Origin of the sequence: Flavobacterium sp., assembly GCF_035456225.1 — a bacterium.
Lineage (GTDB): Bacteria > Bacteroidota > Bacteroidia > Flavobacteriales > Flavobacteriaceae > Flavobacterium.
The window spans coordinates 1-10,794 of record NZ_DATIDM010000158.1; the positions used below are offsets into that span (position 1 = coordinate 1).

12 protein-coding genes are annotated in these 10,794 nt (G+C 37.8%); 7 read left to right on the top strand and 5 right to left on the bottom strand.

What is annotated here, in order from left to right; all coding sequences use genetic code 11:
* From VLB74_RS09235 to VLB74_RS09245, 3 genes are all read left to right on the top strand, one after another.
* A partial coding sequence (locus VLB74_RS09235; RefSeq protein ID WP_325203166.1) for a hypothetical protein occupies positions 1 to 528 on the top strand: 528 nt, incomplete at its 5' end.
* A 155-nt stretch (positions 529 to 683) separates the two neighbouring features.
* A complete protein-coding gene (locus tag VLB74_RS09240; RefSeq protein WP_325203167.1) occupies positions 684 to 1,139 on the top strand; it encodes a hypothetical protein in 456 nt (151 codons plus the stop codon).
* 220 nt (positions 1,140 to 1,359) lie between these two features.
* Positions 1,360 to 2,505 (top strand): ligand-binding sensor domain-containing protein, encoded by a 1,146-nt coding sequence (locus tag VLB74_RS09245; protein ID WP_325203168.1) that lies wholly within the window; start codon positions 1,360 to 1,362, stop codon positions 2,503 to 2,505.
* 114 nt (positions 2,506 to 2,619) lie between these two features.
* Here the strand turns inward: VLB74_RS09245 and VLB74_RS09250 are convergent, their stop codons facing one another.
* From VLB74_RS09250 to VLB74_RS09260, 3 genes are all read right to left on the bottom strand, one after another.
* Entirely contained in the window at positions 2,620 to 4,293 is a 1,674-nt protein-coding gene (locus VLB74_RS09250; RefSeq protein ID WP_325203169.1) for a T9SS type A sorting domain-containing protein, read from the bottom strand.
* A gap of 261 nt (positions 4,294 to 4,554) precedes the next feature.
* On the bottom strand, positions 4,555 to 4,887 hold the full coding sequence (locus tag VLB74_RS09255; RefSeq protein WP_325203170.1) for a tRNA-binding protein: 333 nt from the start codon (positions 4,885 to 4,887) through the stop codon (positions 4,555 to 4,557).
* Complete coding sequence (locus VLB74_RS09260; RefSeq protein ID WP_325203171.1) at positions 4,887 to 5,360, bottom strand: Mpo1 family 2-hydroxy fatty acid dioxygenase; 474 nt, start codon at positions 5,358 to 5,360, stop codon at positions 4,887 to 4,889. The genes VLB74_RS09255 and VLB74_RS09260 overlap by 1 nt, the downstream gene beginning before the upstream one ends.
* Before the next feature lie 85 nt (positions 5,361 to 5,445).
* Between VLB74_RS09260 and VLB74_RS09265 the strand changes: the two genes are divergently transcribed.
* On the top strand, positions 5,446 to 6,003 hold the full coding sequence (locus tag VLB74_RS09265) for a thioredoxin family protein (protein WP_325203172.1): 558 nt from the start codon (positions 5,446 to 5,448) through the stop codon (positions 6,001 to 6,003).
* A 140-nt stretch (positions 6,004 to 6,143) separates the two neighbouring features.
* Here VLB74_RS09265 and VLB74_RS09270 read toward each other — a convergent pair whose 3' ends face one another.
* Positions 6,144 to 6,665: a hypothetical protein gene (locus tag VLB74_RS09270; protein ID WP_325203173.1), complete on the bottom strand. Its 522-nt coding sequence runs from the start codon at positions 6,663 to 6,665 to the stop codon at positions 6,144 to 6,146.
* Positions 6,666 to 6,963: 298 nt separating this feature from the next.
* A complete protein-coding gene (locus VLB74_RS09275; protein WP_325203174.1) occupies positions 6,964 to 7,896 on the bottom strand; it encodes a peptidylprolyl isomerase in 933 nt (310 codons plus the stop codon).
* Positions 7,897 to 8,026: 130 nt separating this feature from the next.
* On the opposite strand from VLB74_RS09275, the gene VLB74_RS09280 reads away from it, so the two are divergent.
* From VLB74_RS09280 to VLB74_RS09290, 3 genes are all read left to right on the top strand, one after another.
* Entirely contained in the window at positions 8,027 to 8,485 is a 459-nt protein-coding gene (locus tag VLB74_RS09280) for a GNAT family N-acetyltransferase (protein WP_325203175.1), read from the top strand.
* 17 nt (positions 8,486 to 8,502) lie between these two features.
* Positions 8,503 to 9,309 (top strand): class I SAM-dependent methyltransferase, encoded by an 807-nt coding sequence (locus VLB74_RS09285; RefSeq protein WP_325203176.1) that lies wholly within the window; start codon positions 8,503 to 8,505, stop codon positions 9,307 to 9,309.
* Between the two features lie 100 nt (positions 9,310 to 9,409).
* On the top strand, positions 9,410 to 10,794 hold a 1,385-nt coding region (locus tag VLB74_RS09290; RefSeq protein ID WP_325203177.1), incomplete at its 3' end, for an MBL fold metallo-hydrolase.

The window sequence follows — 10,794 nt, forward strand, 5'->3', positions numbered from 1 at the left end:
AGTTCAGACGTGTGCTCTTCCGATCTATTAATTGCTGATGACGAAAAGATGACCAAAGAAAACCTTCAGTCATGGGTAGCATCAGCTCTTTCTGCCAATATCTTCGAATATACAGTGCCCTGGGTTGCAGCAGGAAGCCAACACGGGTTTGAATTAGCCATGGAATGGATTGATTCGGATGAAGAACATGTCGCTGTGGCCGGATGGGCTACATTAAGCGGACTGGTTGCTCTTAAACCGGACAATGAATTGGATTTGCTAACTTTCAAAAAGCTGCTCAAACGCGTTGAAGACACTATTCATTCAGCTAAAAACCGCGAACGCTATACCATGAACGGTTTTGTAATATCAGTTGGTTCTTATATTGCTGATTTAACAGACGATGCAAAAGCTGTTGCTGCCAAGATTGGCCCAGTAACCGTTAACATGAACGGAACCGCATGTAAAGTTCCGGATGCCATCACTTACATCAAAAAAGTTGCCGATAAAGGATTGATTGGCAAAAAGAAGAAAAAACTAAAATGTTGATAACTTACAATGGCAACTGTTCAAAATTTTAGTTTCTTCCACCCTCTACAACCGAACCCTTGCTTAATTTGTTCTTGTTCTATTGTATGTATCAATGAGCTGGCAGTAATGCTGACGCAGACTTAAGAATCTAACGTAATTTTTTAAAACAAAAAATGAAAAATTTAATTCTGATAAGTTTTACTTCTCTCTTATTAATTTCATGTAAAGAAGGTAATAGTGCAATAAACCCAAATGGAACTTATGAATTAAATGAAGGAAAAGAAGATTTAGATGGTAACTATATTGGATATTCAGGAGAAATAAAAGTTAAACAAATTGAAGACAATAAACTAGTTGTAAATTTTTATATATGTAAAGGTCATCCAAGCTATAATTTAGGAATATTTATAGATACTTTAGAATATAAAAATAATGTAGCTATTTATAGAGATAAAGATTTAAAAAAAGCATGCACACTCGAGCTGTTGTTTAAAAAAAACGGAATCAAATTAAAAGAAAATGCAAATTATGAATATGGAAATTGTTGGGGACATGGGGTATATGCTCATGGTTTTTTCAAGAAAACATCCATCCAAATCCCAAATAATAAAGAATTACTAGAAGATTAAGCACTACACTTACAACGTTTTTAAGAAATTGAGGTTTTAATCAAAATTCAAAAACAATTTCATAAATTTAACTTCCAGTCCTAATGCAATGGTTTCGGGAACAAAAATCACCAACTTCTTATAGCTGGAGAGACGTTGCATTCATACTTACATGATCTGAAAACTGAAAACTGTATAGCTTCCTACGATCATTTTAAAAGCAACCAAAAAAAAGAAGAAAATGAAAAAATATTATTCTTGTAATTCAATTTACTTTTTGTTTTTAGTGGGGTTATTTATTAATTTTTGCCAAGGCCAGATAAACACAAGCGCACCGAAAGAAAAGTATATTGCGCCAAAACAGAGCCCTAAAATAATAGGAACACCACCTTCTCTAGTCCCCAATCCTACCCCAACTAATGACCCCAGTCTTGTAAGTCAGTACATCAGGACTATTTTCCAGGATTCAAAAGGGAATTATTGGTTTGGCCCTGCAGGTCAAAGCGTAGCCCGATATGATGAAAAAACGCTACAATACTACAGCAGAACGGAGTTTTTTCATGGGAATAGCAAAGCCGACCCAAATTTTAACAGCGTACATGCTATTGCTGAAGATAAGAAAGGTAATATATGGTTCGGAACCGATTGTGGCGCTGTTAAATATGATGGAAAAACTTTTAGAAGTTACACTGAAGAGGATGGACTCCGCAATATCACGGTCGGCCGAAAAAGTATTCTCGTGGACAAAAACGGCACTGTTTGGGTAGGTACCTCTGGCGGTGTTTTTCGATTTAACCCATCAGCCGATAACACAGGCGGCAAAAGCTTTTTGCCATTTGATTTACTTTCCACCATAAAAGTCAAAGACATAATGGAAGACAAAACCGGAAACATCTGGTTTGCTTCACAAGACAATGGGGTCTTTCGATATGATGGAAAAACGATTGAAAATATTATGGAGAAAGAAGGCTTGGGTGATAACTACGCAGGTGGGATGGCACAAGATAAAACAGGAAATTTTTGGTTTACGATGAAAGATGGCATTTGCCGATATGACCCTTCGGCATCGACCGGGACAGATACAAAAGCCTTTACAAGTATAACAACCAAAGACGGATTAGGTGGAAGTGAAGTTTGGGGAATCTATATTGAAAAATCGGGTATCATTTGGATTACAAGCCGAGGCAGCACTACAAGATACGACCCTTCTATCGACATTTCAAATCCAAAAGCATTTACCGTGTTTACAGAAAAAGACGGAATAAACTGTTGTGTTCAAAGTATGTATCAGGATAAGGCAGGAAATATGTGGTGGGGAGCCGGAGCCGGACTCTATCGATTTGATGGCAAACGTTTTTATCAGGTTAAACAGAACGGCCCCTGGTAGTGTAAACAATTACGACAGAATTGAAAAACAAATGTGCGGGAAACAGCACTGCAAAATCTTAAAATAGGTTTAAAAAAAAAAATGGGTCAATTTATGACCCATTCTTTTAAAAAATTATTTTTTTATGGCTTTAGCAAATCTTGTACCTCCATCTTCCATTGTCATGGTAAGAAAATAAATACCAGCAGTTAAATCGCCCAAATAAATATCATATTGCGGTCCATCAATAGCCTTCACTTTCTTCCCTGTTGGGTCTGAAATAACGATTGATTTTACTGGTTCAGTTCTATCAACATGAATCATATCTGTAAATGGATTCGGATAAACACTTATCTCCTTCTTGTTAGTAACTTCATCTGCAGACATAACAACCGGCACAAGAGTAACGGTTACTTTCCAGGTATTATTATCAACTTTATTGTAGGCTGCACTACAACCTGAACCTCCATATGTTCTCCATGTTCTGAGTTCAAAATCAACATTTCCTGTAAGACCATTAGCAATATTTAATCCTGTTCTGTTATAAGAATAGGTTCCGGTTGTTCCTCCGCTTCCTGAAACAACTGCTGCTTCAGTTGTATTGTTAGTAGTACATACCAAAAGACTTCTTTGCTCACTCATATAACCATTACTCACTGTAGACATAGCATAAGAAACATCTGTTGATCCAATTTGATAACCTGCCGGAATAGTCACCGTTAATGTTCCCGGACATGACGTTGTACTTGTTGTTGTAGCTGATGTAGTATATTGAGTATTAATATCCCCTGCAGTATATGAAGTAACTATTTGCCCTGTTGTAAACATTTTCATTTGCCAGAAACCTTGTTCGGATCCACAGTCTGATCTAACCCAAAGATAATAGTTCTGTCCTAAATTAAGCCCTGTAAGCGTAAGCGTAGTCACACCTGCAGCAACGTTACCCATTGGCGCAGTCGCAGCTGTTGGAGGCGTGGAAGAGCTACTGTAGTAATATTGATAACCCGATGATGGTGCACTTGATGGAGCAGTCCAATTAAAAATCCCTCCATCGTTTGTAGATGTATAAGTGATGTTAGTGGGTCCAGGACAGCTCGTATAGGCATCCGCAGAAAAAGCAAAAATATTAGGAATCCCACCCGTTCCTGATTTTGTAATGGCAATACTCTGGATAAGTTTAGATTGATTGGCAGCACTAATCGCCATAGGAATTTGATAAAGTCTTGGATTGGTTCCTCCTCCAGTTTCTAAAACATCATTGGTAAGGTTAATTCTTCCGATACCTTGTATCGCAAAATTACTTCCTCCGTACCAGTCCGCAATACTGATTCCTGAAAATGTCTGATTTGTCGCATCCGTAAAGTTAACAGTTACATTTACTGTACAGGCTCCACTACCTCCTGTAGCCAGCATGTATAAACTATTTGCCGCTAAAGGATTTGATAATAGTAAAGTTCCTGAATCATTGGTGTTTTGAAGTCGTAAAGTGTTATTTCCACTGTACGGCGCAAGTTGATAGCTTAATCCGGATGGAGAACTTACAGCGCTATTAATAATTCCGTTTGCCGGTAGCCCATATGTTAATGGAGTGCTGCTTGAGTTCAACTGAAAATCTCTGGAAACAAATGCAAAACTTACTCCGTCAACATCCGTATTCGTAGATGTCGAAGCGGATCCGACACCATTGGCAATAACATCGGCGTTAAAACCGCTTTGAATTGAAATCGGCTGAAGATTTTGTGCAATAGTTTTATGAGGAACTGATAAAAATAATGCTCCACAAAAAACAGAAAGTAGTGTTTTTTTCATAAAAATGTTATGTTAAATTGATTTATCGCTAAATTATTACTTATAACACAACACACTAAATATATCTCTTACGTTTTTGCAACATCAAATACTATTTCACAAAATATATTCTTTTTGTTTAAGAAACAACACCAGATCAATAACAAACAGCAATCCTATCATTTTGACAGCAATCCAAACCATAATGAACTTGGTTTAGAAATCTTACATTTCAACGAGTTTTATATTCGCACAAGTTGAATCCGTTCAGAAAACTAAATTCTATCCAATCCGAAGTCCGTTCTCAACTTGGGTTTCCGGCGCCAACAGTACAATATCATTATCCGCACCAACAGATCCCAAGACCAGACATTCGCTCATAAATTTCCCAATCTGTTTTTTCGGAAAATTGACAACCGCCACTATCTGCCGGTTCAGCAATTCGTCTTTCGTATAGCGTTTTGTGATTTGCGCCGATGATTTCAGAATTCCGATTTCAGTACCAAAATCAATAGTGAGTTGATAGGCCGGTTTTCGTGCTTCGGGAAAATCATTCACTTCGATGATAGTTCCCACTCGCATTTCCACTTTTTCAAATTCTTCCCAGGTAAGCATTATTCGTTATTTTTAGATGAAAACAGATTTTCAATTACCCAGGCAGGTCCAATCAGTAGAAACTGAATATCCTTCAAAAATGAAGGTTTCTTCCCTTCTATCTTATGACCGTAAAACTGTCCTATCCAAGCCAAAACAAAAATAAGCAGGGAAACTTTCCATAAGTCAAACCAAAGACTAATGATAAAATTCAAGGCAATACAAATCGCGGAAAAAATCGAAATCTTAATCGCCATCAGCAGAGACAGCCTGGAATAAAAGAACAGTACAAAAAGTAAAACCACAACGGCCCAGTTATCAATCAAAGGTTCATGAAAGGGCGAAATCCTCGTCAGAATTCCACTTGGAATACACATCAGCAATCCGACTATGGAAAAGTAAATAGCCGGTACACAAATAAAATGTATCTTTTTATTTATTGGATTCTGATGACTAACGCCATACTCATCAAACCATTGCTGCAAAGTTTTCATACTTCCTTATTTTATACTACTAATGTAAAAAAAATAATTTCGGGAGATTCATTTTTATCGTAATTTGGTATAAACAAAACACATCATGGCACGCACACCTTCCAATATGTTACCATTAGGAACTATTGCACCGGAATTTCATTTAAAAGACACGAATTCCAACTATTCCTATTCTTTCGCAGATTTAAAAGGAAAGAAAGGTACGCTGGTACTATTCATCTGTAATCACTGTCCGTTTGTGCATCATGTGATTGACGAAGTCATTAAAGTTTCCAATGATTACCGAATACAGGGATTGGGAATTATTGCCATTTCAAGCAATGACATTATTAACTACCCGCAAGATGCCCCGGAACTCATGACCGAGTTTGCTTTTCAGCACCGATTTGAATTTCCGTACCTTTTTGACGCAACACAGGAAGTTGCCAAAGCCTATGATGCAGCCTGTACCCCTGATTTTTACCTTTTTGACAATCAGAATAAATTAGTGTATCGCGGACAATTGGATGACAGTCGTCCCGGAAACGGAATTCCGTTGAGCGGCAGTGATTTACGCAGTGCGATTGAAGGGGTAATCAATAACGGAAGCATCAATCCGAATCAGAAACCAAGTTTGGGTTGTAATATTAAGTGGAAAGAGTGAGCAGTGGTCAGTAAGCAAATTTCAGCAATATTTCTTGCATCTATTTTCTTTCCTCTTTTCTCTTTTCCCTTCTCCCTTTTCCCTTTTCCCCTTTTCCCTTTTCCCTTTTCCCTTTTCCCTTCTCTCTTTTTAACTCCTCCCTATCTCCTCTCCAAAACAACATCAATCGGGCGATTAGCTTTTCTTCCGAATTGTACCGTCTTCTCTGCCTGACTGGAACAAAGCACATACATATTAAAAGCGAATAACTGTATAATTTGTGTTTTGTATTTTTTAGCAGGATCTTCAATTTTAACACTGAAATTATCTGCCGGAAAAGTAGCTGCTATAGACAACAGGTAATTGTCTTTTGCATACGGAAAAAACCAACGGGCCTTTGGGTTTTCAGCCGTTAACTTATTTCCGTTTTCGTCAATCTGATAGTTCATCGAAAACTGAAGTGACTTTCCGTTGTCTTTAAAACTGTAAATATTATTCACATTTATCACCTCTTTTCCTAAACTGTCAACTACGGTGATTTTCAGATTTTTGATATTCTCCTTCTTACCGTCTTCATGTACATCCAAAACCAGATAGGATGTAAAATCATAACCACAATGCATAGCCGGGATTTGTGCTTTGGCCGAAACAGAAATCAGAAGAAGTAATAAAAGATAACGCATTCTATATAATTTGGGGTCAAAAGTACAAAAGCCCGTCACATTGAAAAAGAAAATCCAACAAACATACCTTCAAAATATAAATATTTTCAAAACAGCACCCTTCACTGACATCAAAACTCTTTTTTTTCCAATGTTTCATTCATACTGCTGCACAAAACCGCTATAGCTCAACGTTGGAATACTTTACGCAGCTGCATTTCATAATATAAGTAAGACTGATTTTTTTACTCAAAATTCTGAAGCACTAAAAAAAGGCTGCCTCAAAAGAGACAGCCTTTAGATTTTTATAAAATCGGAACTATTTCACATCCATCAATTCCACATCAAAAACCAATGTGGCATCTGGTGGAATTACACCTCCAGCCCCACGGGAACCGTAAGCCAAATAAGAAGGAATTACAAAACGTGCTTTGTCACCTACTTGTAATAATGCGATACCTTCATCCCATCCTTCGATTACCTGACCTCTTCCTAATGCAAATTCGATAGGTTGTTTTCTTTTGTACGATGAATCGAAAACTGTTCCGTTATCTAAAGCACCTTGGTAGTGAACTGAAACCATTTTACCTTTTTCAGCTTGTTTACCATTTCCTTTTTGGATGATTTGGTAACGTAAACCGCTATCCGTTTTTTGGAAACCTGCCGCTAATTTCTCTAATGATTCTTCAGCAAGTCTTTTTTGTTCCGCCAATCTTTTTTCTCTTGAACCTTCGAAAGTTCTGAAAGCCTCAACAGCATTCCATTTTTCAGCCTCTTCACCAACTCTTACTATTTCCAATGAATCGATAGAATCACCTTGAGCAATCGCATCTACAACGTCCTGACCTTCTACTACATGTCCGAATACCGTGTGTTTTCCATCTAACCAAGCTGTTTCAATGTGAGTGATAAAAAACTGAGAACCGTTTGTACCAGGACCAGCGTTAGCCATCGACAAAACTCCAGGACCGTCGTGTTTCAATTCCGAATGAAACTCGTCGTCAAACTGATAACCCGGACCACCTACTCCAGAACCAAGAGGGCAACCACCCTGAATCATGAAATCAGGAATCACACGGTGGAATTTCAATCCGTCGTAATACGGTTTCCCTTGCGGTTTTACATCGTTTTCTAATTTCCCTTCGGCTAAACCAACAAAGTTTCCAACCGTACCAGGTGTTTTATCATGAGTTAATTTCACCAAAATCACTCCTTTAGAAGTATTAAATTTTGCGTAAATTCCGTCTTGCATTTTATTTTGCTTTAAATTTATGAGAGGCAAAATTACGAATTTAAAATGTAAAAAGTTTCATAAATAATCGACCTTGTATTTTCAGACGATTCGGATTCTGCTTACTTTTGAAAGACAAAATCATCAAAAAATGACAATCCGGATAATTACTTATCAACCACAATACAAACAGGACTTTATCGATTTAAATACCGCCTGGCTGGAAGAGTACTTTTTTGTGGAACAACACGATAAAGAGGTTTTTGAAAATATTGAAGAAATTGTCCTCACACCGGGTGGTGCCATTTTTTTCTGTCTGGTAGAAGATGAAGTCGCAGGAACTGTCGCGATGCAAAAGGTAAGCGATTCTGTATATGAAATGGCGAAATTAGCTGTCGACAAGAAATTCCAAGGGCAAAAACTCGGCAATTTATTAGTCGAGGCCTGCATCGATTTTGCAAAAAAGAAAAAAGCTAAAAAAATCATGCTGCTTTCCAGTACGAAACTAATTCCGGCACTAAATCTTTATCGAAAATATAATTTCAAGGAAACGCCAATGGATGAAACCGATTACGATCGTGCGGATATCCAAATGGAGTTGTACCTTTAATCAAATTCAAAAAAACCATGGAAATCCCGAAAGATTATCTCGACATCAATAAAAAAACATGGAACGACAAAACCGATGTTCATGTTACCTCCGATTTCTATGACATGGAGGGTTTCCTCAAAGGAAAAAACACCTTAAACGAGATTGAACTTTCACTTTTGGGAGATGTTTCCGGAAAGAAAATCCTGCACCTGCAATGTCATTTCGGACAGGACACCCTTTCGTTGGCAAGACTTGACGCTAAAGTGACTGGAGTGGATTTATCCGATAAAGCCATTGAAAAAGCAAAAGAATTAAACACAAAACTCAATCTCGATGCCAAATTCGTGAATTGTGATGTTTACGATCTGCCGAATCACCTTGATGAAAAATTCGACATCGTTTTCACAAGTTACGGAACTATTGGCTGGTTACCCGATCTGGATAAATGGGCTGAAGTAGTTTCTCATTTTCTAAAACCCGGAGGTACATTTGTTTTTGCGGAATTTCACCCTGTAGTCTGGATGTTCGATTACGATTTCAAAGAGGTGTCCTATAATTATTTCAATGTTGAACCAATCATCGAAAACGAATCCGGGACTTATGCCGATAAAAATGCACCTATTGAAAACAAAACGGTGAGCTGGAACCATCCGTTGTCTGAAGTCTTAAACGCTTTAATCGATAATAAATTGACGATCAGCACTTTTAACGAGTTTGATTATTCCCCTTACAACTGTTTCAATGAAACGGAGGAATTCGAAAAAGGAAAATTCAGAATCAGGCATCTGGGAAACAAAATCCCAATAACCTACTCATTATCAGCAATAAAAAAACAATTATAAGGAAAATTTTTACTATCTTTCTGTTCCCAAATTAAAGTCATTTTCCACATAATTTTATCGTAGAAAAAGGTATTCTAAAGGAGAAATTAAAAAATCTTCAATGATATACCTGCCTATGATGAGATTAAATATATCAGACATGGACGTAAGTGTTTTATTTTTAGGGGCAGCCAGTGAAGTTACAGGTTCGAAATACCTATTGAAAATTGACCATTTCAACCTATTGGTCGATTGCGGATTGTTTCAGGGAAAACGAAATCTGAAAGAACTGAATTGGGCGGAATTCCCAATAAAGCCAGAGGAAATAAATGCTGTCATAATAACCCATGCCCATACTGATCACACAGGATACCTGCCGCGATTATGTCGATTAGGGTATAAAAACCCGGTATATTGTACAACAGCAACTGCAGAATTAATGCAGCTTATACTGATGGACTCCGCTAAATTTCAGGTAGAAGACGCGGAATATGCCAGAAAAAAAGGCTATTCCAAACACGAACACCCCGAACCTTTATATACTCCGGAAGATGTGGAACTGATCGAACCCTGCGTACAATCGGTTCCCTTTGAAGAAAAAATCGATATTACTGATCAAATTTCTGTTAGTTTTCACAACGCAGGTCATGTTTTGGGTGCTGCAATTGTAGAAATAACACTAACCGGAGCTACAGAGACAAAGAAAATTGTTTTCTCCGGAGATTTAGGCCGATACAATGACCCTCTTTTGTATCCTCCAAAAAACAGGGAATATGCCGACATACTCTTTGTAGAATCTACCTACGGGGATAAAGTGATAAAGCAAACCGACAGAAATGATATTATAGAGATAATGAACGAGACGTTTGAGAAAGACGGCAATCTAATTGTGCCTGCTTTTGCTATCGGACGCACTCAAACCTTATTGATGTACCTCACAAGGGTCATGATGTCCAAAGAAATTCCCTTGGTACAAATTGTAGTCGACAGCCCTATGGCTATTTCCGCAACAGCATTGTATCGGAAATACAGTGATTATCACAAACTGAAAGACATCGATCTGGAAGAAGATGATGCTTTTATGACATTAAAAAAATGCCTTATCATCTCTAAAACTTCCGATGATTCCAAAAAAATCAATGACATAACTAAAGATTTGGTGATCATCGCCGGAAACGGAATGATGTCGGGCGGGCGAATCATGCACCATCTTTTTCGCCGACTTCCGGACCCAAAAAATGTTGTACTGATACCCGGTTATCAGGCAGAAGGCTCCAAAGGAAGACGTTTACAGAACGGAGAAAAAACCATCAGGATTTTCGGCCAGGAGATTGAAGTTAATGCTAAAATATTCACCATACACGGATTATCTGCACATGCCGACAGGAACGAACTGTTACAATGGCTAAGCGGATTTAAACAGCCTCCGCAGAGAACTTTTGTAATTCACGGAGAAGCAGACAGTGCCGGTGCTTTATGCGATACCTTAAAAGAACAAGGATGGAA